The organism is Yersinia sp. 2540 StPb PI (assembly GCF_052217165.1).
GTDB classification, from domain to species: domain Bacteria; phylum Pseudomonadota; class Gammaproteobacteria; order Enterobacterales; family Enterobacteriaceae; genus Yersinia; species Yersinia enterocolitica_E.
In genome coordinates this window covers 783,173-807,729 of sequence record NZ_JAZGQC010000001.1, presented here as the reverse complement: position 1 = coordinate 807,729, position 24,557 = coordinate 783,173, and the positions used below count along the sequence as shown (strand labels likewise).

Sequence of the window (24,557 nt, the reverse complement as noted above, 5' to 3'; positions counted from 1 at the left end):
AGGTATGAGTATGTATACAGATACGATCAACAAATGCGCCGCCAACGCGGCGCGCATCGTCAAGTTATCAAAAGAAAGTCCGCTGGGTTTCTGGATTGGCTCAGCAATGGCTGGTGCCTACGTCGGCCTTGGCATTATTCTGATTTTCACACTGGGTAACCTGATCGATCCTGCTTACCGCCCACTGGTAATGGGAGCCACCTTCGGCCTGGCACTGACTTTGGTCATTATTGCGGGTTCCGAGTTGTTCACCGGACACACCATGTTCCTGACTTTCGGTGTGAAGGCCGGCACCATCAAATCCAGCCAGATGTGGGCAGTATTGCCACAAACCTGGCTGGGAAATCTACTGGGTTCCGTTTTTGTGGCTCTGCTCTATTACTACGGTGGCGGTAACCTGCTGTCGGTAGATACCAGCCTGGTACACACTGCTGCATTAGCAAAAACCTCTGCGCCAGCTATGACCTTATTCTTCAAAGGTGTATTATGTAACTGGCTGGTTTGTCTGGCGATCTGGATGGCAATTCGTGTGGAGGGTGCCGCCAAATTTATCGCTATCTGGTGGTGTTTACTGGCCTTTATTGCCTCAGGCTATGAGCACTCTGTCGCCAACATGACACTGTTTGCCCTATCTTGGTTTGGCAATCATAGCGAGGCCTACACCTTAAGTGGCATCGGTCACAACCTGTTGTGGGTAACCCTGGGTAATACCTTGTCAGGCGCAGTCTTTATGGGCCTTGGCTACTGGTATGCCACACCACGGGAAAATCGCCCGCAACCTGCGGCAATTAACACGCCGCAAGCTGTGAAACAGTAACCTACTGAGAATATTGATTAAGGGGAAACGTGCCGTTGGAACCATTCGGTGTAAACCATCGAAGCGCCACGAGGTATGGTCGCCCCTTCAATCACTGAACTTATCAATAGCCACTTCCGCCCCTAGAATGAAGGATTGCCGATGGACTACTTCCCGATTTTCTGCCAACTGCAACATAAAGCCTGCCTGTTGGTCGGCGGTGGTGAAGTTGCCGAACGCAAGGCTCGCTTGCTGCTGGATGCGGGTGCAGTAATTACCGTCAATGCCTGTGAATTTACGCCACAGTTTCACCACTGGGCGGAACAGGGGCTGCTCACATTAGTCTGCGGCGAATTTGTACCGGATTTGTTGGCAGAGAAATGGCTGGTGATTGCAGCAACTGATCAGGTGGCAGTCAATGCCTTGGTCTATCAGAGTGCCAACCTACAGCGGGTGTTCTGTAATGTGGTGGATGACCCGAAACGCACCAGCTTTATCATGCCGTCCATCATTGACCGCTCGCCGATTATGATAGCGATATCTTCCGGCGGTAAAGCCCCTGTATTGGCGCGCTTGCTGCGCGAAAAACTCGAGGCAATGTTGCCACAGCATTTGGGGCAACTGGCACAATTGGCGGGCAATTTACGCCAGCGGGTGAAGCAACATTTTACCGCGATGGCCGATCGCCGCCGCTTTTGGGAAAAACTGCTTACTCACGACCGCCTGGCGCAATCATTGGCTAACGACGATCAGCGACAAATCGAACAACATATTGAGCATCTGTTCAATGCGCCGTTGAGTGATCGCGGTGAGGTGGTTCTGGTGGGTGCCGGGCCGGGAGATGCCGGTTTGCTGACGTTAAAAGGGTTACAGCAGATCCAACAAGCAGACGTGGTGGTGTATGACCGGCTGGTGTCTGATGAGGTGATGAATCTGGTACGGCGCGATGCCGAGCGGATTTTTGTCGGAAAAGAGTCCGGCTACCATTGCGTTCCGCAAGAAAGTATCAATCAGCTCCTATTGCAACAGGCACAGCAGGGTAAACGAGTGGTACGCTTGAAAGGCGGTGACCCGTTTATTTTTGGCCGTGGCGGCGAAGAGTTGGAAACACTGGCAGAAGCGGGGATTCCGTTCTCGGTAGTGCCGGGAATTACCGCAGCTTCCGGCTGCTCCGCCTATAGCGGGATACCCCTGACTCACCGTGACCATGCACAAAGTGTGCGTTTGATTACCGGTCATGCCAAAAAAGACGCTCAATTAGATTGGGCCAATCTGGCGGCAGAGAAACAAACACTGGTGTTCTATATGGGGTTATCCCAGGCGGGAGAAATTCAGCAGCACCTGATTCAACATGGGATGCCGGCTACCACGTCTGTGGCATTGGTGGAAAATGGCACCTCGCGGCATCAGCGTGTAGTCAGCGGCGAACTGAGCCAATTGGGATTACTGTCCCAGCAGGTCAACAGCCCTAGCCTGATCATCGTCGGTAGCGTGGTCCGTTTACGTGAAAAACTGAATTGGTTCTCCAGTACTGATCACAGCAAAACAGCGGAACAGGTAGAAAAGGTGGGTTAGAAAGGAGGGATAGCGGACTTTTACTGCCCACCGGAGAGATTGACACATGGTAACGAATTAGTTACCGTGAAGTCATGCAGATAAAATACTACACTACATCAGACGGCGTGATACCACTGCAAAAATGGTTATCTAAAAACCGTTCGGCAATCAGTAAAGTGTTAGCTGTAGAAGAACGTTTAAAGCTCGATAATTTATCCTCAGTAAAATGGTTATCTGGTCGACCTGGTATCGGGGAATATCGGATTAATTGGGGAGCAGGTTTACGAATCTATTTAATGAAAGAAGGCGACGAGATCATCATCTTATTGTGCGCCGGTTTCAAAGATATGCAAAACAGTGACTTAGAAAAGGCGCAACGTTACCGTGCTGATTATTTAAAAAGAAGGGTTTAATTATGCCAGCAACAGACAGTAATAAAATGTGGGCTGATTTGCTCCATGATGACCCAGCAGCAAGTCAGGATATTTTAGCGGAAGTTCGCCAGCGTATTCTTGAGGGCGAAATAGAAGTCGCCAAAGGAATGCTAAGAACGCTGATTAAGGCGACGTGTGGTTATCCGGCAATCTCCGAAGATGTAGGCCGTAATTCCAAATCAATTATGAGAATGTTGTCACCAGACGTTGACCCTGGAATCAAAGCATTTATGAGTGTCGTCAATGCCACAGGGCGACACTCACAAAAACACACATAGATACAACTAAAACAGCGTATTGCATATTATAGCGTTGCTGACTTATTTCTCAGCTCCCACCTTAAGGGTTTGGTGGACAAATAACCCGCCAATAAGAGAAGGGAACGCCTTCTCTTATTGTTGACTCGGCTCACTTACGGATGGGCGACAAAACCGATAGCGTCGTACACTTTAGCTAATGTCTGTTGCGCGCGAGCACGCGCCTTGGCAGCCCCTTCACGCATCACTTCCTGCAAGAAAGCCTCGTCTTCACGATAAGTGTGATAACGCGCCTGTAGCTCTGTCAGCATGCCAGAGACGGCATCCGCCACGGCACCTTTCAAATGACCATACATCTGGCCTTCAAACTGTGCTTCCAGCTCAGGAACTGACTGACCGGTCACACCTGACAAGATATCCAGCAAGTTAGAAACACCGGCTTTCTTTTCTACGTCATAACGGATCACTGCTGGCTCGTCAGAGTCCGTCACCGCGCGCTTAATCTTTTTAACCACCGATTTCGGATCTTCCAGCAGTTCAATGACGTTATTGCGGTTGTCATCAGATTTAGACATCTTTTTGGTCGGGTCTAGCAAAGACATTACCCGCGCACCGGCTTTCGGAATAAACGGTTCAGGAATTTTGAAAATATCACCGTACAACGCATTGAATCGACCAGCGATATCGCGGCTCAGCTCCAGATGTTGCTTCTGGTCTTCACCGACCGGCACCTGATTAGTTTGATAGAGCAAAATATCCGCCGCCATCAATACAGGATAATCAAACAAACCGGCATTAATGTTTTCAGCATAACGGGCTGACTTATCTTTGAACTGGGTCATACGACTCAGCTCACCAAAATAGGTATAGCAGTTCAACGCCCAGCTTAGCTGAGAGTGCTCAGGCACATGGGACTGAACGAAAATCGTACTCTTTTTCGGATCGATACCGCAAGCCAGATACAGCGCCAACGTATCTAAGGTTCTTTTGCGTAACTGCGCCGGATCTTGACGAGCAGTAATGGCATGCAGGTCAACGATGCAATAAATGCACTCATAATCATCCTGCATCTGTACCCACTGACGCAGCGCACCCATGTAATTGCCAATGGTCAATTCGCCGGACGGTTGCGCACCGCTAAATACGATAGGCTTGATTGGGTTACTGGATACAGTGGTTAACTCAGTGGGTTTACTCATTTTATACTTCCTGATCTTTTAAAGACGACAGCCCGATGGCGGGCAACAGATCGGCAAAATGCTCCAGCACGCAATCGGGGTGACTGGTGGCAATAGCTTCGCCGTAGTTATATCCATAGGTCAGCCCAATACAAGGGCAACCCGCGGCCTGCGCAGCCATAATGTCATTACGCGAATCGCCGACAAACAGCATTTCGCTGGCGCGAAGGCCAAGTTTAGCTAACAGTAAATAGAGCGGGGCCGGATGCGGTTTTTTCACTACCACATCGTCGCCACCAATAATTACTGAGAAATAATCTGCGATACCCAGTGATGCCAGCAAAGGAGCAACAAACGGCGTCGGCTTATTGGTAATCAGCCCCATCGGCAAACCATGGGCTGCCAGTTGAGCCAGCGTAGCTTTCACTTGCGGGAATAGCTGGCTCCCCTGTTCAACCGTTTTGGCATAATAGTGATCAAACAGCTCACGGGTATGTACCACTGACTGAGCATCCGGCTCATGACCTGCCCAGCGTAGCGCCCGCTCAACCAAAATATCAGCGCCATTGCCAATCCAGGTGGACACCAATGCATTACCGGCAACCGGTAAACCCTGATGCTGTAACGCCATATCAATGGCACTGGCAAGACCCGGCGCACTATCAACCAATGTACCGTCCAGATCGAACGCCACACCACGGATAGCATCGAATTTAGTCATGAGCAGACATCGCCAGCTCACTGCGCATAGCATCAATCACCGCAGCATAATCCGGTTGGCTGAAAATAGCTGAACCCGCTACAAACATATCAGCACCAGCCGCCGCAATCTGGCGAATATTGTCGACTTTCACCCCGCCATCCACTTCCAGGCGAATGTCATAGCCACTGGCATCAATCAATTTACGTACCTGACGTAACTTATTCAGTGTTTCAGGAATAAATGACTGCCCGCCGAAACCGGGGTTAACTGACATCAACAAGATGACATCCAGCTTATCCATTACATAATCAAGGTAACTCAGCGGCGTAGCAGGGTTAAACACCAAGCCCGCCTTGCAGCCATTCTCTTTGATCAGTTGTAAGGTGCGGTCGACGTGTTCAGAGGCTTCGGGATGGAATGAAATATACGTGGCACCCGCTTTGGCAAAATCCGGGACGATACGGTCAACCGGTTTTACCATCAGATGCACATCAATCGGCGCGGTAATACCATAGTCACGCAGTGCCTGACACACCATCGGCCCGATGGTCAGATTAGGAACGTAATGATTGTCCATCACATCAAAATGCACAACATCAGCCCCGGCCGCGAGCACCTTGGCGGTATCTTCACCCAAACGGGCAAAATCGGCTGACAGAATAGATGGGGCAATTAAAAACTTTTTCATCCGCGTCTCCAAACGTATCTCTTTGTTCTATAAAACATCTTCCTGACAGATGGCGCATCTACGTCAGGGGTTCTATTTCATAAACCATTGGGTTTGAATCTTTACCGAGCGGCATTTCCGCTCAGCTATACAGCGCCAAAAGCTCGTTCACTTTACTACGACCAAGAATATTACGGCTGATAGTACGGCGCGCTTTCACCACATGCAGTGACGCCTGATGATACCAATTGCGCGTCAGTTCTGTGTCGTGGTTAGAAATCAGAACTGGAATCTTGTTTTCGGCCGAAAGTTGATAAGCCAGACGAGCCAGATTCTGTTGATCCACAATGCCAAAGTTATTGGTGTGATATGCCGTAAAATTCGCCGTCGCTGACAATGGCGCATACGGAGGATCGCAATAAACTACCGCCCCATGCACTGCTTTTAAGAGAGTTTCCTGATAATGCTCACAAACGAATACCGCATTTTGCGATTTTTCAGCAAACCAATACAGCTCTACCTCAGGGAAATAAGGTTTTTTATAACGACCAAAAGGCACATTGAATTCACCGCTCAAATTATAACGACACAGGCCGTTATAACAATGGCGATTCAGATAGAGAAATAATAATGCGCGGCGATAAGCATCAGTACTGGCGTTAAACTCTTGACGCAGTAAGTAAAACTGCTCGGATTTATTGAAGTCGCCGGTAAACAGAACACGGGCGTCACGCACAAAATCATCAGTGCGTTCCTTCACGATATTGTAGAGGTTGATAAGATCGCTGTTGATATCGGCCAGTATGTAAGACTCATACTCAGTGTTAAGAAACACCGAACCCGCACCGACGAATGGCTCTATCAAGCAGTCTCCCGCTGGAAGATGGCGTCGTATGTCATCAACCAGCGGATATTTCCCACCAGCCCATTTTAAAAAAGCGCGGTTTTTCTTCATGCCGTCAGTTAGCTACTTAATAATTCAGAGCCGCAGATTGTACTCTGTTTCAAACAGCACATCAGCGCACAAATAAGAATGATTTATTTTTTAAGGTCTTGCTGCACTTGTTGTACAGGTTTAACCCACGGTTTTTTCGCCTGAACATCGGCTGGTAGCGTCGTGATGGCCCTTTTTGCATCAGCAGAAGAGGGGTAGTTACCACTTACTAAAATATACCAAGGTTTACCATCACGTTTAGTTTCATAGACATGATAGTCAGTTAATTTTTGCTGTTTAGCATAGGCATTCAATGTGTCTGAGCGTGATGCGCTGCTCAGTTGTAACGTGAAATGGTTACCTGGTGCATTCTTTAAGGTGCTACTGCTGCCAACGGAACCTGATTTGGTCACCGCAGATGCCGCTGGAGAAACCACGGTGGTCGGTTTTTTATGGTTGCTGGTTGGCAGCTTAGCTGCTGTCGTAGCTTGCTTCTGCGACGGGTGGGTAATGGTTTCACCCGTAACCGGTGCCGGTACTTTAGCCCCTTTTGAACCAGAAACCGTTGCAGGTGCCGTCGGCAAGGTCGATGTCTGACCGTCGTTCATATTCTGAGACAAGGTATCAACCTGCCCCTGAGTTTGAGAAAGTGCATCAGACATATTGCCTGGCAATTCAACACGCTGAGTCGGGCTATTCGCCGCAGGCGGCACTGAAGCCTCAGTTGGCGTTGGCGAAATTGGCGGAGCACTAATATCCTGTGGCTGAGCCGAGTTCTTCACGCCATTGGCATCATGACCGTCGCTGGCATTGTTTGTCACACCGGGCTGAGTGTTATTGCCGCTAGTGAGTGAAGATGAATCAGACAGATTAATATTTCTCGCCGCATCAACATTCGGGTTTTGCTGGGATGCTTCATGCTCAGTCGGGGCTTTCAGGGCTGAACCGATGGCGATAATGATCAACAAAAGCACTAAAATGCCGATACCAATCATGATGTGTTGGCGTGAAACAGCAAGCTTAGGTCCGGCCGAGGACTTACGGGCACGTGTAGGACGACGGTCACTGCTATCTGGTTTCAGATCGTCTTCCGGCTTTAAATCATCCATCTAAACCCTCCAACTAGAGGCAAAAGCCCACCGCATTGATAGCTGCGATCTGGCTGATTGATTTTACTGACTGCAAACAGGCTAAACAGCCCGCAGCAAAGGAATATGATGTTCTTATAGTACAACATCTTAGAACTTATGCGCATACCCTTCGTACTTGAAGCCGCAAAGGTGCTAGCCACCCTCTCTTCCAAATCGCTAACTTGCGTCAGCTCAGCAGAATTATGAGCCTCATCAGGGATTACCCTGCGGGCCAGCACAAGTGTTGTTCAAAATGGTTTACAACCAATTTGCCTTTCCCTTGTTGCCTACAAGCTACTCCAATAACTTTGGGTATCGAACATATAAATATCGGACTTATGCCATTTTTATAACTGGCAATCAGCTATCGATGCCAACACCGTGTCATGTGCAATACCGCTACGGATTTCTGACTTACCGATAGCCGTTGGCAGTACCAGACGAAGCTCGCCTGCCAGCACTTTTTTATCCCGCATCATATGCGGCAGATAAGACTCTGGTGTCATTTCCTGCGGCCCGCAGACCGGCAGACCGGCTCGTAACAGTAGTTGTTTGATACGCCCAACATCACTAGCTGAGAACTGACCCAATCGACGGGAGGTGTGTGCTGCCATCATCATACCCGCAGCAACGGCTTCGCCGTGTAACCAGACGCCATAGCCCATTTCAGCCTCAATAGCATGACCATAAGTATGGCCCAAATTGAGTAATGCGCGCATACCGCTCTCTTCACGTTCATCGGCAGCAACAACATCGGCTTTTAATTCGCAGCAACGGCGGATGCAGTAAGCTAACGCTGACATATCCAGTGCGAGTAATGCATCGATATTATCTTCTAACCAATCAAAGAAAGCCGCATCAAGAATGATGCCATATTTGATAACTTCAGCCAGCCCGGAGGCAAGCTCACGCGAAGGGAGAGTGTTAAGGCAATTAAGGTCAACCACTACCGATGCTGGTTGATAGAACGCACCAATCATGTTCTTGCCCAGTGGATGATTTACTGCGGTTTTGCCACCGACAGAGGAATCCACCTGAGACAGTAAGGTAGTAGGAACTTGAATAAAGCGAACGCCGCGCTGATAGCAAGCCGCAGCAAAACCGGTCAGGTCGCCTACTACACCGCCACCTAAGGCAACAAGTGTAGTATCACGACCATGCGGTTTTTCCAGAAGGGCAGAAAATACCTGCTCCAGAACACTCAGAGATTTGTACTGCTCACCGTCAGGTAAAATCACCTGATCAACTTTAATGCCACTTTGTTCCAACACTGCCCGGAGCGAATCCAGATAGAGTGGAGCCAGCGTTTGGTTAGTTACCAGCATTACCTGGTCACCCGCCTTTAGTGGCGCAAAAGAGGCCGAATCATTGAACAATCCGGCAGCAATCGTAATGGGGTAACTACGTTCCCCTAACGTGACAGTAATCTTCTCCATGTCGCGCTCAGTAACCTTCTTAACTTACGCCCGGAGGCATTAGTAAAATGCTAAAATCAGTTACTTTCCAGCATGTTGATAATCTGGTTAGCAACAACTTTCGCGCTTTGATCGTCAGTGCGGATGGTGACATCTGCAATTTCTTCGTACAACGGATTACGTTCTTTTGCCAGTGCTTCTAACACTTCACGTGGAGGCGCATCAACCTGCAACAACGGACGTTTTTTGTCGCGCTGTGTACGGGCCAACTGCTTCTCGATTGTAGTTTCTAAATAAACCACAACGCCACGGGCTGACAAACGGTTACGGGTTTCTCTGGATTTAACAGAGCCACCACCGGTTGCCAGAACAATGCCTTGTTTTTCCGTCAGTTCATTAATAACTTTTTCTTCACGATCGCGGAAACCTTCTTCGCCTTCCACGTCGAATACCCAGCCCACGTCAGCTCCGGTACGTCGCTCAATTTCTTGATCAGAGTCGAAAAACTCCATATTGAGTTGCTGAGCTAACTGACGACCAATAGTGCTTTTGCCGGCACCCATAGGCCCAACCAGAAAGATATTGCGTTTCTCTGCCATGTTTTTGGTATTACTAAGACTATTCGTTAATGATAACCCGCCCCGCCAATCAAATCAGCGGCGGGACCTAAACTGAAACCTCATGAGCGATAGTGCGAGATCAGACGGAAAATTATCTCAGCACTTCTGGTAGTTTGGCAACCGAATAAATCGTTGTACACGTCGTGGGAGGGAAACCATACGTTTTTATCGGCGTATCAACGTTATTAAAACCTCGGAGCTCAATTCGGTAACCCTTGTAAGCTAAATCGGAGGCAGCGTCAAATTTAGAAGCCTCCTATCACACAAAAAGTTGCAGAAAGTCACCAAGATTGGTCTGTTTTCATAAAACACCCCCCCATAAGGCTCAAGCACTGATTAGCCTTGGCGTGATGAAAATCACTAACTCCCGCCGACTTTGTTGTTGGGTGTCTTGTTTGAACAGCGCGCCCAGCCAAGGGATATCGGCCAGTATGGGCACTTTATTAACTCCCTGACTATTTTTTTGCTGGAAAATCCCCCCAAGCACAATAGTTTCCCCATCGTTTACGGTTATTTGGGTTTTTATTTCCTGCTTATCTATTAATAAAGCTTCACTATCTCCGCGTTTAATTGCCATTCCGGGCATATTTTGGCTGATTTTCAAGTTTAGAGTAATCTTGCCATTACGCAGTATTTTCGGTGTCACTTCCATCCCTAATACTGCCTCTTTAAACTCAATAGTAGGCACCCCTTTTTTACCCCGCGAGACCGTATAAGGAATATCAGAACCTTGCTTGATACTGGCAGTTTGCTGATGGGATGTCACCAGCCGAGGGCTGGCAATAATATCAACCTGATTTTCTTGCTCCAGCGCGCTCAATTCCAGTTCCAGCAGACGCCCACCGATACGGGCAACATTGAATCCAGCGCTGAGGGCGCTATTGGGGAGTGGCAAATTCACATTAAAATTATTCACTCTCAGCGCACGGGGCTGCGTTGCTTCATCCATACCCCAACGCACACCAAGTTCATGCAAATTTTCCCGACTCATAGTTACGATGTGTGCCGCTAACTGCACTTGCTGTAAAGGCAAATCCATCTCTGCCAGCCAACTTTTCAATAGTGCTAAAGAGGCGGGAGTATCGCGAATTAATAATGTATTAGTACGTTTATCTACCACTACACTACCCAGTGGCGATAGCAACCCACCTTCAGGAAGAGTCAAACTGTCGGCAACTTGTTCAGCATCAGCATACTGCAAGGCCAGGGAGAAATTATTTAGGGACTCAGATGCATCTTTCTGTTCCGCCCATTGCTGCCTTTCCTGTATCTCCTGTTCGGTGAAAACCATCATTACCGACCCTTCGCGCTCTACTTTTAGACGGCCCATACGCAAAATAATTGCCAAAGCCTGCTCCCACGGAACATCCGCCAATCTCAGGCTGAGATTACCTTCAACCCCAGCGGCAATGACTAAATTCAGTTGCTGATAATCCGCCAGTGCCTGCAACACTACCGCTATCGGCGCATCTTGAAACTCCACGGTTACCGGCGGCCCACTTTTTGCGCTAAAGGCACGACTTGTGAGTAATACCAGCAGCAGCATCACCCCAGCACTGAGTGTTAGGGTAAGCCCACTCCGGGTTTTCGTAGTAGAAACATTCATCAGACTAATTCCTTTTATGTCCTGTATATTTGAAACGGTAAGAGTGCTTATGCTGCCCGTCCAAGCTCTTTAGTGATGATAATCATTATCTAAAACAACCCGTTAGTTAGCGCATCAGCAGCACCACTGGCTCCGATAACCCAGAGCAAAAGCCAACTAAGCCAGTATTCTGCAGGCTCACCTGCCGTGAGCCAATATGGGTAACTTGCCAATTTGACAACAACCGTGAGCCGACCACCAGCTTCTGCCAGCGGCCCTCTGGCCGCAGTATCCAACCAGAAGAGTAATCTCCTCCCCTGACAACCCCTTGTAATCGCCAATGAGTGAGTTTCTCCCGCTCACCATCACATGGCTGTGCTGATAGGTCCTGAAAAGGATTACGCCCTGTGGCGGTCAATAAGGGGTCGGCATAAGCCACAGGTGCCAGTGATACGATTATCAGAGAGACTATCTTTAGAGGCCCCATACCGTGCTCCCTTTGCCGCTACTCATTGACGCCACCTGCGAGATACTCTTTCAGGCTTAATTTCACCGACAGTACGGAATTATCACTATTAATCTCAACTAGCTGGGTCTGAACAGGGGTGGGGATTTCGGCTAGTTGACGAAATAAATGGAGCAATCCATAGAAATTGACCCGCAGAGTAGCGTGCCACTGTTGGTGCCTTATGGAATCCACTGCGGCCTCGCCAACTGGCCCGGATTGCCGCTGCCAGCGAATGACTTGCCCACCAAACGGGGCAATCAATTCACCGGTCAGATGGGCCATTGAACTATCAAGTGACAACCACGATGCCTCCTTTTCTTTCAATACCATCATTTGCTGACGAACCAGAGAAAGTGAGGGTAACGGTGCCAAAGCCGCCTGATGATGATCAACCTGTTGCTGATGTTGAATAATCTTATCTGCGGTGAGCTTCTGCTGTTGCCATGCAGGGCGTAATAACATGCCATAAGCCATTACACTTAAAAGCCCAACAAAAACCCACTGCCCTATCAAGATTTGCCAACCCGGCCTATCCATCCAATGTTGCAGCCGCTTATTCATCACTACCTCTTTCATCACTATCTCTGTCCTGCCAGTCGGCCCAAACCGCAAAGCGAAAATTACCGTCATCCTGCTGAGCAATTTTTTGTAAATGCACTGTTGTGAAGAGAGGCGAGCGGCCTAAACGCACTAAAAAGAGATTAATTGCGGCATAACTCTGGCTAATTACCTCAAAAACCACCTTATCGCCTTGTGGTATCAGGCTGACCAACCAGCAGCTATCTGGAATTTGCTGCGATAGCTGCTGCAATAATATTGAATATCGCTGGGCAAGTTGGTGGGCCTGACGATAAATCTGAGCGCGCTGTTCCCGATGCCGTAGTTGTGCCATTGCCTGTTGCACCTCTTGATGGTGCTGGCCTAAGGCTATTTGCTGCTGGGATAGCGCTGCCAGACGGATTTGTTGGCTGGAATTTACTACCCGTGATTGCAGTTGTATTACAACCAGTAGGATGGCTAAAAACAGGCATTGGCATAAACCTAGATTGCGCCAAAAACGGTAACGGGATGATTGACGTTCTGCACGCCATAACGAAAAATTAACTTGATACATCAGTCGTCTGCCGGGCGTAATGCCAGCCCTCCGGCCAGAATAAATGCAGCGGGGGATGGTGGCAGTGGCGGTTGATACTGGGCAAAAGCCGTAAAGGGTGACCAGCCGGTGGTATTTTCAACCGGGGCATCATCCGCCACATTACTGTAATACACCGTTATCGGTATTCCACTCTGCTCGGGATAACGCGCCTGAAGTTGTCTCAGCAACGTCGGTAATGGATTGAATGTAGTAGGCGGCAGGCCTGGTGCTACATCCTCTGAGTCGGCGGCTACCACACCAAAGTCAAACGGCATGTCAGCCGATGACACCCACAACCACTCACTCTCCAAACGATGAACCAACCAATATGGTCCCGATAATCCTGCCGCCACCGCCATATAACGAAGAGCGCAGGGGGTAATATCAATCATATCGGAGGGTAAACCCGCTTGATGCAAGCACGCCTGCCATTGCTGAACTTCTGACTGACGGGCGGCGGTGATGATTAACTCACTACTGGCTGTGGTTTCACTACGATAATCGAGGGCTAAAGCCTGACTGCCGAGCGGAAAGACCTTACTTGCTGCGGCTTTGATAAAACCATCACGCTGCGGTTCGCGTAAACGCCGGTCCGGTGTCGCAATAGTGTGTTGCAATATGCGCTGTGCGGGCAATGCGATACGTAATGAAATATGTTTTGGTAATTGTTTGCGCAATAATTTGAGTTTGTCGCTAACCATATCTGGCTGTTGTAAAATACCCTCCCGCAAAACGCCAGAAGGTAAGGTTTGATGCCACCAGTAGCGCAGTTGCCAGCCATAGCGGCGTCTGACAACAGCCAAAGCGCGTATAGCATCTATTTGAATATCTAGCCCAACCTGCCAATATTGTGAGTACATCTTTGTCGACCTCCATGTCGAGAGACAATAAAAGAACGTATCCATGTTACGGGCTTGCCTTTATACTACGGCGCGGTTGTTTATAAACTGCCCAATTGACATTGAATGGGAAATCTCAGGTGAAGTTCGTAAAGTATTTTTTGATCCTTACAGTGTGTTGCATTTTACTGGGAGCAGCCTCGATATTTGGCCTGTACAAATATATTGAGCCACAGCTACCCGATGTTGCCACGCTGAAAGATGTCCGGCTGCAAACACCGATGTTGGTGTATAGCGCTGAAGGCGAATTGATCGCTCAATACGGTGAAAAACGCCGTATCCCGTTGACATTAAAACAAATTCCACCAGAAATGGTGCATGCATTTATTGCTACGGAAGATAGCCGATTCTATGAGCATCACGGTGTGGACCCGGTTGGGATCCTACGTGCTGCCTCAATTGCTATGGTTTCTGGGCGTGCCTCACAAGGGGCAAGTACCATTACCCAGCAATTGGCTCGCAACTTCTTCTTAAGCCCGGAACGGACTTTGATACGTAAAATCAAGGAAGCCTTTCTGGCCATTCGTATCGAACAGTTACTGACCAAAGATGAAATCCTTGAGCTGTACCTGAACAAGATTTATCTCGGCTACCGTGCCTATGGTGTCGGTGCGGCAGCTCAGGTCTATTTCGGCAAAGAAGTCAATGAGTTGACCCTCAGCCAGATGGCGATGATCGCCGGTTTGCCAAAAGCGCCATCCACCTTCAACCCGCTCTATTCACATGACAGAGCAGTGGCACGCCGTAACGTAGTGCTCTCGCGTATGCTGGATGAAAAGTACATCACCCAGGCGCAGTACGATCAGGCGCGCAGTGAAGAGCTGGTTGCCAACTACCATGCTCCGCAAATCGCCTTCTCAGCACCTTATCTGTCAGAAATGGTGCGGCAGGAGATGATTAAGCGTTACGGTGAGAATGCCTATACCGACGGCTATCAGGTCTATACCACCATAACCAGAAAGCTCCAATTGGCGGCAGTCGACTCATTGCGTGCCAATGTGCTGGCTTATGATATGCGCCATGGTTATCGAGGCCCGTCCAATGTGTTGTGGAAAGTGGGCGAAAGCGCATGGGGCCGCGAGCAGATTATCGATTCACTGAAAACCTTGCCGGTCTATGGCCCACTGCTGCCTGCGGTGGTGACCGAAGCTAATACAACGCAAGCAACGGCACTGTTGGCAGATGGCAGCAACGTGACCTTACCAATGTCCGGCATGCGTTGGGCTCGTCCGTTTAAATCGGATAACGCCCAAGGGCCAACACCAAAACAAGTGACCGATGTGGTGCAGCCTGGCCAGCAGATTTGGGTAAGAAAAGTAGAAGATAATTGGTGGCTGGCACAGGTGCCGGACGTCAACTCAGCCTTAGTTTCTATCGATCCAAACAATGGTGCGGTTAAAGCGCTGGTCGGCGGTTTTGACTTTAACCAAAGTAAGTTTAACCGTGCGACACAGGCACTACGCCAGGTCGGTTCGAATATCAAACCCTTCCTGTATACCGCGGCAATGGACAAAGGTCTGACGCTGGCAACCATCCTCAATGACCTGCCAATTACGCGCTGGGATGCAGGTGCAGGTACCGATTGGCGGCCAAAAAACTCACCACCGACTTACGACGGCCCCATTCGTTTACGCCAAGGTTTAGGTCAGTCGAAGAACGTGGTGATGGTGCGGGCAATGCGTGCTATGGGTGTGGATTATGCGGCTGAATACCTGCAACGCTTTGGTTTCCCGGCACAAAATATTGTGCACTCAGAATCCCTGGCATTAGGTTCCGCCTCCTTTACACCATTGCAGTTAGTCCGTGGTTACGCCGTGTTGGCAAACGGCGGCTATCTGGTCGATCCCTATTTCATCACCAAGATAACTGATGATGTGGGCAATGTGCTGTTCGAAGAGAAACCGAAGATTGTCTGTGAAGAGTGTAACTTACCGGTTATTTACGGTGACACTCAGCGCTCAGTTGTTCTGTCTGATGATAACATCGAAAACGTCGCCACCTCGCAGAACAATAACGCCAGTAATGTGCCAATGCCTGAGTTAGAAAAAGTGACGCCTGAACAGGCCAAGCTCAACGGTGACCAGCAATACGCACCCCATGTGATAAGCACGCCGTTGGCCTTTTTGATTCGCGATGCGTTGAACTCAAATATCTTCGGAGAACCGGGTTGGATGGGTACCGGCTGGCGTGCCGGGCGTGACCTGAAACGCAAGGATATTGGCGGTAAAACCGGTACCACTAACAACTCAAAAGATGCCTGGTTCTCTGGCTACGGCCCGGATACCGTGACCTCCGTCTGGATTGGCTTCGATGACCATCGCCGCGACTTAGGCCGCAGCTCTGCATCAGGGGCCATATCAGATCAGATCTCTGGTGCTGAAGGTGGGGCGAAGAGTGCGCAACCTGCATGGGATGACTTTATGAAAGCGGCCCTTGACGGTTTGCCAGAAAAACCGGTTTCTCCACCGCCGGGTATTGTCAGCGTAGTGATTGATAAGCAGACGGGTAAGTTATCCAGTGGCGGGCCAGGCAGTCGTTCAGAGTACTTTATCGAGGGGACACAACCCACCGAGTATTCAGTACATGAAGCAGGGACGACTCTAATGGATAACGGGCAGACTCACGAGCTGTTCTGATGGAGTTGTTCTGTAAACGCTGATTGCCTGAGTATCAAGACGGAGCAGCGCCAATATAAAAGCCGGGAGCTCGTAACAGAGTCCCGGTTTTTTTATCTCTGACCATTACTTATTAAGAAATGCCTGAGCCAGAAAAAGGGCACTAACATTACGGGCCTCGCGAAAATCAGGCTCATCCAGCAGTGCCATCATATTGGCGATCGGCCAGCGGACTTGTGGCAAGGGTTCCGGCTCGTCACCCTCCAGACTTTGTGGATAGAGGTTATGGGCAATAACAATATTCATTTTGCTAGAGAAATAGGACGGAGCCATCGTCAGCTTACTGAGATAATCAAAGCTTTTAGCACCAAAGCCAACCTCTTCCATCAGTTCACGATTCGCCGCCTCCAGCACACCTTCGCCCGGATCAATCAACCCTTTGGGGAAGCCCAGCTCATACTCTTCAATACCCACGGCATATTCACGAATCAGCAGGAGATCATCGCCAATAATCGGCACTATCATCACCGCTTCACGGTTTGATGGCCGCATTCGTTCATAAACGCGTTGCACGCCATTACTGAACTCCAGATCCACCGCTTCAACAGTAAACAAGCGGGAGTGGGCAACCGTTTCTATTTTAAGAATTTTAGGTTTTTGCAGGTGTTTCATGATAGCCCCAATTTAAATACTCACCGCCTATCGGACTTGCATCAGGATAACCAGAGCTATTTTATGGTTACTTAGTAAGCCACTTTTTGCCAATAACGATTAACCCAACACTTTATACTGGAATTTATTAGAACTTGATCACATTGTGCGTTAGTGAGAACCTTTATCGCAATCTCAGTTAGATATAATTTACCTGTTTTTAACATGACGTCGAGTTTAGTCAAGATTCAACCGGTTAAATTTCATCCTACCCCCACTCAACACACGTTAAAAAATGTGTTTGAAAATAGGATTATGCTGATATTACCGCTGTTTTAGCCTTGCTATCCTTATCAATCTACGGGCAGTTTAAGAGCACTTGCATTAGGTTTTTTGATGAATAATAGCGTGTAAAATGCTAGTTCACTGAATGACTCTGTTATATGCCTTGGTACTGTTTTTACGCATAATATGCATTCTTTCATAGAGTTGACGTAAGTCAGAGGCGCTCGGATGGGGATGGGATGAGCACAATAGTCTTAATATTGGCCTTACTGTTGACCAGTCTGATCGCGGTAGGTTTGTTATGGTGGTTCCGATTCCGCCACCCCGCCCCCGTAACTGCAATACTGCCGTTCGCTAAACCCATGCACCGTAAACTCACCGCGGAGGAACGGGTTAATATTGAGAATTATCTGCTCGGTCAGCAAGAGAAGCTCGGATTCAAATCTCAGTCAACTTTTGACACCCGCACACTGACGAACACCAATCTTGCGCCAGCAAAGCTGACTCTGACGCCACAAAGCGAAAATGTTTATTCGGTTACCCGCGCCATCACCCGCTACGGCGTGGCAAGTGACGAACCCAATAAATGGCGTTATTACCTTGATTCGATTGAAGTTCACCTACCGGCTTCGTGGGAGCAATATATCGCTCAGGATAATGACGTAGAACTTATCCAAACGCAGACGATTCCTTTGGTGATCTCCCTTAATGGGCATACGCTTAAAAATCACCAGGCTGAGAATAGCTACCAGCCTATTTTGCCTTCTCCAGCGCAAAATGCCTCAATCCGCAAAGCAGACAGCGAACATATAGAGCTGTTGAATATCCGCAAGGAAACCCCCGAAGAATATGCCTTACATGGTGCTAATGGCTTAAAAGAAGCCGCTGCGATCTGTCTGGCATTGTTATTACTGTTTTTCGCACTCACCGGTCCGGTGGTTACACTGCCCTGGCTGATTATTGTGGCGATAACGTTAACCGGTTGGGCATGCTGGAATATGTTCCGCCCGTTATCTGAAAAAGATTTGCGTGAAGTCCATTGCTTGAGCGGTACGCCAAAGCGCTGGGGGCTGTTTGGTGAATCGAACCAAGGGCAGATGAATAACATCTCGCTCGGGATTGTCGACCTGATTTATCCGGCCCATTGGGGGCCCTATTTTGCTCATGACCTGGGCAAGAAAACCAACATTGATATCTATCTCAACCGTCAGGTCGTGCGTCAGGGGCCTTTTTTATCCCTGCATGACGAAATGAAACATTTCCCGTTACAGCGCTGGGGGAAAAACCTGACGCTTATCGCCGGTTCACTGTTAATAATGGTGTTATTGCTAATCTATGTGCCGCTCAGCTTGCCATTGAAATTGAGTATTGCCTGGTTGCAAGGCGCACAAAGCCAGCAAGTTACTAGTGTTGAAGCTCTGGATAAAATGCCTCTGCGCATCGGCGATATGCTGAAAGCTCAGGGTACCGGTATGTGTTATGTCCCGCCGAATACTCAAAATCCGCATAGTTTTGTTTTTACGCCGTTTGATTGTTCTGGGATCTATTGGAATAACGCAGCACCACTGCCACAACCTGAATCTGACACCATTGAAAAAGCCGCCGCACTGGTGGCAACAGTCAATCAGCAGTTGCATCCGCAAGGTACTGATGCCAACGTCAACCCACAGTTGGCAACCGCCATTGAAAAATCTGGCATGATTTTACTGAATGATTTTGCAGATATCGTTTTAAAAACACAGGCATTATGCGGTGGAGATAGCGACTGTGTCCGCCTGAAAAATGCCTTGGTTAACTTAGGTAATGCCAAGAATTGGCCGGGGCTGGTTAAACGAGCACAATCTGGCACATTGAAAGGGATGAATGTGCTGTTGCGCCCAGTCAGTGCCGATACCCTGGAAAGTCTGGTTAAAACTGCTACCTCATCGTTTGTTTATCGTGAAACGCATTTGGCAACTGAAGCATTAAATAGCCCGCCGCCGGGTGGCTTCTTGCTAACCAGTGATGAAGGTAAGCAGTTAGTTAATCACCCTGCCCCTGCCGTCCCCCTGTTTGATTACAGCGCACTGGAGCAGTGGCGGGAATTACAACGGCTCTCCGGGCTGCTACTTAATACTCCATTTAAGGCCGAAGGCATCATTACCAATATCACCATTGATGCCAATGGCACACGGCATATCGCGCTACACAGTGAGCCGGATATCGTCACACTCGGCCGCTATCTGGGTACCAGCCTATTGCTGCTAATACTGATTGCCTGTCTGGCCGTGAATATCACTTTATTAATTCAACGGATACTACGAAACCGTAACCGGATGGATAATATTCAACGCTATTATGATAATTGTTTTAACCAAACCCTCACTCCCGCGCCTTTCCTGCGTTAGCTTTCTTTCAGGCCATATCATTCATCTCTGGCAGGCTCTGTAACTTTGATATGCTAGGCTAACTTTATCTGTGGCTGTTATCGGGACATCACCCTGATGGCGCTGGTATTCGTTGTAACCCGTATTATTTGTTTGCATAAAAATAATGTGATTGTGGAGTCGCTATGCCCCCAGAATTTAATTGGCAAGAGATTGATACCGTGCTGTTGGACATGGATGGCACCCTGTTGGATTTGGAGTTCGATAGCCATTTCTGGCTAAAGCAGGTGCCGGAAACCCTTAGCCAACACCGAGGGATCCCGCTGGAGCAGGCCCACAAAATTATTCATGATGAATACTTGGCAGTGCAACATACCTTAAATTGGTATTGCTTCGATTATTGGAGTGAGCGACTGGATTTGGATATTTACGCCATGACCACAGCCGCTGGCAACCGGGTTCGTCTGCGCCAGGATACTGAGCCGTTTTTGTCCAGTTTACGCCAGCAAGGGTTACAAACCATTTTGCTCACCAACGCCCATCCACACAGTCTGGCAGTCAAAATTGAGCATACTGCACTGGACCAGCACCTTGATTTATTACTTTCCACCCATACATTTGGTTATCCGAAGGAAGATCAACGACTGTGGCAAGCTGTCGCGCAGCATACCGGGCTGAATCCGGCCAGAACCTTATTCGTCGATGACAGTGAAACGATTCTGGATGCCGCGCGCACATTTGGTATCCGCTACTGTCTGGGTATAGAAAATCCGGATTCCAGTTGTGCTGACAAAGCATTTCACAGCCACCCTGCAATCAATGATTACCGTAAGCTATTACCCGCGCTACAGTTACGTGGTGACTAAAAAGATGTTTAGCCCTATAGCCTAAATAATTCGCGTTGCAACAAGGCGACCAACACGCATGCGACGTGAAATATGACGGAGATAACAGGCAGGAGTATTCATGAAGGATAAAGCAGTTTCTGACGAATCGGTTCGGCTGGATAAATGGCTTTGGGCAGCCCGGTTTTATAAAACCAGAGCAATCGCCCGGGAAATGGTGGATGGCGGTAAAGTCCACTACAACGGCCAGCGCGGTAAACCGAGCAAGTTGGTTGAACTCAATGCTGAAATCCGCCTGCGTCAGGGCAATGATGAACGCACGGTGCGGGTATTGGCATTACACGGTCAACGCCGTGGTGCAAGCGAAGCACAGGCATTGTATGAAGAGACTGAAGCCAGTATTGCCAATCGCGATAAGGTGGCACAGGCGCGTAAACTGAATGCCCTGACCATGCCACATCCTGACCGACGGCCGGATAAAAAAGAGCGTCGCAACCTGATTAAATTTAAACAAGGCGAGTCTGAGTAAACCCTATAGATTTCAACATGCAGGACGGCAGCCCACACACCTGCAACTTGAAAGATGACGGCTTTGCTTGCAGCCAGAAAGAGAGAAAACTATGTCTAATCACGACCAATTACACCGCTACCTGTTTGCTAACCATGCTGTGCGCGGTGAGCTGGTTTCAGTCAATGAAACCTACCAGCAAGTATTAGCCAATCATGATTACCCACCAGCGGTACAAAAACTGTTGGGTGAGATGTTGGTCGCAACCAGTTTACTGACCGCCACGCTCAAGTTTGATGGTGATATTACCGTGCAGTTACAAGGAGGGGATGGCCCATTGTCACTGGCAGTGATTAACGGTAATAACCAGCAGCAGATGCGGGGTGTCGCCCGCTTTAAAGGTGAAATCAGCGATGAAAGCACGCTGAAAGAGATGGTCGGCAACGGCTATCTGGTTATCACTATCACCCCGGCAAAAGGCGAGCGCTATCAGGGTGTGGTAGCACTGGAAGGGGAGACTATCGCCGCCTGTCTGGAAAATTACTTTATGCAGTCTGAACAATTACCAACACGCCTGTTTATTCGTACCGGCAGTGTGGAAGGTAAAGCCGCTGCGGGCGGGATGCTGCTGCAAGTGTTGCCAGCCGAAGAGCGCAATGAAGATGAGTTTGATCACCTGGCACAGCTTACCACTACCATCAAAGCTGAGGAGCTATTTACGCTGCCAGCGAATGAAGTGCTGTATCGTTTATATCATCAGGAAGAAGTAACGTTATATGAGCCGCAAAACGTCAGTTTCTGCTGCACCTGTTCCCGCGAGCGTTGTGCTGATGCATTAGTCACACTGTCGGAAGATGACATCACCGAAATGCTGGAACAAGATGGCAATATTGATATGCATTGTGAGTATTGCGGCAATCACTACCTGTTTGATGCCGTTGATATCGCCTCATTAAAGAGTGGTAACAGCACTTCCTCAGAACAAATTCATTAATAAGCATAATGATTGGTTGGGTGCTGACTCGTGCCCAGCTATTTCTTCTGGCGTTTCATACTTGCGACAATCCGTGTCCTATCTCTCATAACCTAGCGAAAAATAGGTCATATGTTGAAATATTTGATAGCTATCGCTGTTAATCAGAGATGAGGATTTACAATCGCTGGTAGAAAATTGACGATCCAGGAGTTATGACATGAGTGTTAAAGGAATTACCCCGCAGGAGCTCGCCGCCTATGGCATCCATAACGTCAGCGAGATTGTTTACAACCCAAGCTATGATTTACTGTTCCAGGAAGAGACCAAACCCACGCTTGAAGGATACGAGCGCGGAATCCTCACCACCACAGGAGCAATAGCGGTAGATACCGGGATTTTTACCGGCCGCTCGCCAAAAGATAAATATATTGTCCGCGATGCCATCACTCAAGATACCGTGTGGTGGGCCGATCAGGGCAAAGGCAAAAATGATAACAAGCCACTGAGTCAGGAAACCTGGAGCCACTTGAAAGGGTTGGTAACCGAGCAACTGTCCGGTAAACGTCTGTTTGTTGTTGATACCTTCTGCGGTGCTAACGCCGATACTCGCCTGCAAGTTCGCTTTGTCACTGAAGTCGCGTGGCAGGCTCATTTTGTCAAAAACATGTTTATCCGCCCATCAGACGAAGAACTGGCCCATTTCGAGCCTGATTTTATCGTCATGAATGGCGCTAAATGCACCAACCCGGACTGGAAAGAGCAAGGTCTGAATTCCGAGAACTTTGTTGCCTTTAACCTGACAGAACGTATGCAGCTCATTGGCGGCACATGGTATGGCGGCGAAATGAAGAAAGGTATGTTCTCGATGATGAACTACCTGCTGCCACTGAAAGGCATTGCTTCCATGCACTGCTCGGCCAACGTCGGCGAGAAAGGCGATGTGGCTATCTTCTTCGGCCTGTCTGGTACCGGTAAAACCACGCTGTCGACTGATCCAAAACGTAAGTTGATTGGTGATGACGAACACGGTTGGGATGATGACGGCGTATTTAACTTTGAAGGTGGCTGCTACGCCAAAACCATCAAGTTATCTGAAGAGGCAGAACCGGATATTTATCATGCAATTAAGCGTGATGCCTTGCTGGAGAACGTGGTAGTACTGGCCGACGGTACCGTTGATTTCAATGATGGTTCCAAAACGGAAAACACCCGTGTTTCTTACCCGATCTATCATATTGAAAATATCGTTAAACCGGTTTCTAAAGCGGGTCATGCCACTAAGGTTATCTTCCTGACTGCTGATGCCTTTGGTGTATTGCCACCAGTATCACGCCTGACAGCAAATCAAACCCAATATCACTTCCTGTCTGGCTTCACCGCTAAACTGGCTGGTACTGAGCGCGGTGTAACTGAGCCAACACCGACCTTCTCAGCCTGTTTTGGTGCAGCTTTCTTGTCGCTGCATCCAACACAATATGCAGAAGTGCTGGTTAAACGTATGCAAGCGGTGGGCGCACAAGCCTATCTGGTCAATACTGGCTGGAATGGTACTGGCAAACGTATTTCCATCAAGGATACCCGTGGCATCATTGACGCCATTCTGAACGGTGAGATTGATAAAGCAGAAACCTTCACTCTGCCAATCTTTGATCTGGCGGTGCCAACAGCATTACCGGGCGTGAACCCAGAGATCCTCGATCCTCGTGACACTTACGCTGATGTGGCGCAGTGGCAAGAGAAAGCCGAAGATCTGGCGAAGCGTTTTACCACTAACTTTGATAAGTATACTGATACCCCAGCAGGTGCTGCATTGGTTAGCGCAGGGCCAAAGCTCTAAGTTAGCGTTGATTTTGTAATGATTATGGAAGGGACACATTTGTGTCCCTTTTGTTTTTCGCAAATCAAAAATGGATTAGATCAGGTTTGGTGGATGAGTGATCGGGGTCGAGTGCTCATTATTAATTGTTCAGTTATCCGGTTCGGTTGACATGAGTTCAGTGATTAACTTATCTCCGTAGCCTCAACCGCCAAAGGGGTCACAAGCGCGTGACTCCCTTGGAACCTTGGGACTCACCCCTTCGGGGCCGCTGCTAGCAGCGTTCAAATCTGCTCCCAGCAGATTTGTCCATGGCGGCTCACTCGGGCCACCGTCTTGGTCGGTAATATTCCTGATTGCGCTTAACATCAAAAGAGAAAATCAAAATCATGGTTTTAGATTCTGAAGTTTAAAAGCACATTTGAGCAGCCGAGTGAAGAATGGAGCAAGGGAAATCCGCCATGGACGGCGGATTTAGGCGTCATGAGCAGGGATGCGAATAAAGCCGTCCCGCCAGCGAAATGATGAGTGAGGGAACCCACGCAGTGGGCAGGCGATACGTGCGAAGCGCGGGATTCCACAAGGGTGCGCGCCCGCACCCTTTGGCGGTTGAGGCTACGGAGGTTAAGTAAACTCCATTGCTTTAACAACCGAACCTGATCACCATACTAAATAAC

General features: G+C 48.8%; 23 protein-coding genes. 10 read left to right on the top strand and 13 right to left on the bottom strand.

Annotated elements, in window-relative coordinates:
- The first annotated feature begins 10 nt into the window (after window positions 1-10).
- The 4 genes from nirC to V1956_RS03500 all read left to right on the top strand — a co-directional run bounded on the left by nirC (window position 11) and on the right by V1956_RS03500 (window position 3,065).
- Entirely contained in the window at window positions 11-817 is an 807-nt protein-coding gene (nirC, locus tag V1956_RS03515; RefSeq protein ID WP_372560329.1) for a nitrite transporter NirC, read from the top strand.
- A gap of 141 nt (window positions 818-958) precedes the next feature.
- Window positions 959-2,371 (top strand): siroheme synthase CysG, encoded by a 1,413-nt coding sequence (cysG, locus tag V1956_RS03510; protein ID WP_442824812.1) that lies wholly within the window; start codon window positions 959-961, stop codon window positions 2,369-2,371.
- A 74-nt stretch (window positions 2,372-2,445) separates the two neighbouring features.
- A complete protein-coding gene (locus V1956_RS03505; RefSeq protein ID WP_050088654.1) occupies window positions 2,446-2,766 on the top strand; it encodes a type II toxin-antitoxin system RelE/ParE family toxin in 321 nt (106 codons plus the stop codon).
- Window positions 2,767-2,768: 2 nt separating this feature from the next.
- The gene (locus tag V1956_RS03500; protein ID WP_080985852.1) at window positions 2,769-3,065 is read left to right on the top strand and encodes a hypothetical protein; all 297 of its coding nucleotides are present in this window, start codon (window positions 2,769-2,771) and stop codon (window positions 3,063-3,065) included.
- Window positions 3,066-3,199: 134 nt separating this feature from the next.
- Here the strand turns inward: V1956_RS03500 and trpS are convergent, their stop codons facing one another.
- The 12 genes from trpS to pilM all read right to left on the bottom strand — a co-directional run bounded on the left by trpS (window position 3,200) and on the right by pilM (window position 13,779).
- Window positions 3,200-4,243 (bottom strand): tryptophan--tRNA ligase, encoded by a 1,044-nt coding sequence (gene trpS, locus V1956_RS03495; protein ID WP_372560327.1) that lies wholly within the window; start codon window positions 4,241-4,243, stop codon window positions 3,200-3,202.
- Window position 4,244: 1 nt separating this feature from the next.
- Window positions 4,245-4,943, bottom strand: coding sequence for a phosphoglycolate phosphatase (locus tag V1956_RS03490; RefSeq protein WP_420071174.1), 699 nt, complete (start codon window positions 4,941-4,943; stop codon window positions 4,245-4,247).
- On the bottom strand, window positions 4,936-5,613 hold the full coding sequence (gene rpe, locus V1956_RS03485; RefSeq protein WP_042568757.1) for a ribulose-phosphate 3-epimerase: 678 nt from the start codon (window positions 5,611-5,613) through the stop codon (window positions 4,936-4,938). Before rpe ends, V1956_RS03490 begins: the two co-directional genes overlap by 8 nt.
- Before the next feature lie 121 nt (window positions 5,614-5,734).
- Window positions 5,735-6,547, bottom strand: coding sequence for an adenine-specific DNA-methyltransferase (dam, locus tag V1956_RS03480; protein ID WP_372560325.1), 813 nt, complete (start codon window positions 6,545-6,547; stop codon window positions 5,735-5,737).
- Window positions 6,548-6,630: 83 nt separating this feature from the next.
- Window positions 6,631-7,635 carry an SPOR domain-containing protein gene (locus V1956_RS03475; protein ID WP_372560324.1) on the bottom strand — a complete coding sequence of 335 codons (1,005 nt, stop codon included), beginning with the start codon at window positions 7,633-7,635 and terminating at the stop codon, window positions 6,631-6,633.
- Window positions 7,636-8,003: 368 nt separating this feature from the next.
- Window positions 8,004-9,092 carry a 3-dehydroquinate synthase gene (gene aroB / locus V1956_RS03470; protein WP_372560323.1) on the bottom strand — a complete coding sequence of 363 codons (1,089 nt, stop codon included), beginning with the start codon at window positions 9,090-9,092 and terminating at the stop codon, window positions 8,004-8,006.
- A 56-nt stretch (window positions 9,093-9,148) separates the two neighbouring features.
- On the bottom strand, window positions 9,149-9,670 hold the full coding sequence (aroK, locus tag V1956_RS03465) for a shikimate kinase AroK (RefSeq protein WP_004702222.1): 522 nt from the start codon (window positions 9,668-9,670) through the stop codon (window positions 9,149-9,151).
- A 346-nt stretch (window positions 9,671-10,016) separates the two neighbouring features.
- The gene (gene hofQ, locus V1956_RS03460; protein ID WP_442825777.1) at window positions 10,017-11,237 is read right to left on the bottom strand and encodes a DNA uptake porin HofQ; all 1,221 of its coding nucleotides are present in this window, start codon (window positions 11,235-11,237) and stop codon (window positions 10,017-10,019) included.
- Window positions 11,238-11,403: 166 nt separating this feature from the next.
- Window positions 11,404-11,763 (bottom strand): pilus assembly protein PilP, encoded by a 360-nt coding sequence (locus V1956_RS03455; RefSeq protein WP_372560322.1) that lies wholly within the window; start codon window positions 11,761-11,763, stop codon window positions 11,404-11,406.
- A gap of 18 nt (window positions 11,764-11,781) precedes the next feature.
- Window positions 11,782-12,345, bottom strand: coding sequence for a pilus assembly protein PilO (locus V1956_RS03450; protein ID WP_372560321.1), 564 nt, complete (start codon window positions 12,343-12,345; stop codon window positions 11,782-11,784).
- Window positions 12,338-12,898, bottom strand: coding sequence for a PilN domain-containing protein (locus V1956_RS03445; protein ID WP_372560320.1), 561 nt, complete (start codon window positions 12,896-12,898; stop codon window positions 12,338-12,340). The genes V1956_RS03450 and V1956_RS03445 overlap by 8 nt, the downstream gene beginning before the upstream one ends.
- Window positions 12,898-13,779: a type IV pilus biogenesis protein PilM gene (gene pilM / locus V1956_RS03440; RefSeq protein WP_372560319.1), complete on the bottom strand. Its 882-nt coding sequence runs from the start codon at window positions 13,777-13,779 to the stop codon at window positions 12,898-12,900. The genes V1956_RS03445 and pilM overlap by 1 nt, the downstream gene beginning before the upstream one ends.
- A 119-nt stretch (window positions 13,780-13,898) precedes the next feature.
- On the opposite strand from pilM, the gene mrcA reads away from it, so the two are divergent.
- On the top strand, window positions 13,899-16,454 hold the full coding sequence (mrcA, locus tag V1956_RS03435) for a peptidoglycan glycosyltransferase/peptidoglycan DD-transpeptidase MrcA (protein ID WP_420071177.1): 2,556 nt from the start codon (window positions 13,899-13,901) through the stop codon (window positions 16,452-16,454).
- Between the two features lie 105 nt (window positions 16,455-16,559).
- Here the strand turns inward: mrcA and nudE are convergent, their stop codons facing one another.
- Window positions 16,560-17,105, bottom strand: coding sequence for an ADP compounds hydrolase NudE (nudE, locus tag V1956_RS03430; protein WP_083161230.1), 546 nt, complete (start codon window positions 17,103-17,105; stop codon window positions 16,560-16,562).
- A 503-nt stretch (window positions 17,106-17,608) separates the two neighbouring features.
- Between nudE and V1956_RS03425 the strand changes: the two genes are divergently transcribed.
- The 5 genes from V1956_RS03425 to pckA all read left to right on the top strand — a co-directional run bounded on the left by V1956_RS03425 (window position 17,609) and on the right by pckA (window position 23,901).
- Window positions 17,609-19,756, top strand: coding sequence for an intracellular growth attenuator family protein (locus tag V1956_RS03425; protein WP_372560317.1), 2,148 nt, complete (start codon window positions 17,609-17,611; stop codon window positions 19,754-19,756).
- A 164-nt stretch (window positions 19,757-19,920) separates the two neighbouring features.
- Entirely contained in the window at window positions 19,921-20,601 is a 681-nt protein-coding gene (gene yrfG, locus V1956_RS03420) for a GMP/IMP nucleotidase (protein ID WP_083161234.1), read from the top strand.
- Between the two features lie 100 nt (window positions 20,602-20,701).
- On the top strand, window positions 20,702-21,109 hold the full coding sequence (gene hslR / locus V1956_RS03415) for a ribosome-associated heat shock protein Hsp15 (RefSeq protein WP_083161235.1): 408 nt from the start codon (window positions 20,702-20,704) through the stop codon (window positions 21,107-21,109).
- 91 nt (window positions 21,110-21,200) lie between these two features.
- Window positions 21,201-22,082 carry an Hsp33 family molecular chaperone HslO gene (gene hslO / locus V1956_RS03410; protein ID WP_372560316.1) on the top strand — a complete coding sequence of 294 codons (882 nt, stop codon included), beginning with the start codon at window positions 21,201-21,203 and terminating at the stop codon, window positions 22,080-22,082.
- A 199-nt stretch (window positions 22,083-22,281) separates the two neighbouring features.
- Entirely contained in the window at window positions 22,282-23,901 is a 1,620-nt protein-coding gene (pckA, locus tag V1956_RS03405; protein ID WP_083161237.1) for a phosphoenolpyruvate carboxykinase (ATP), read from the top strand.
- Window positions 23,902-24,557 lie beyond the last annotated feature (656 nt).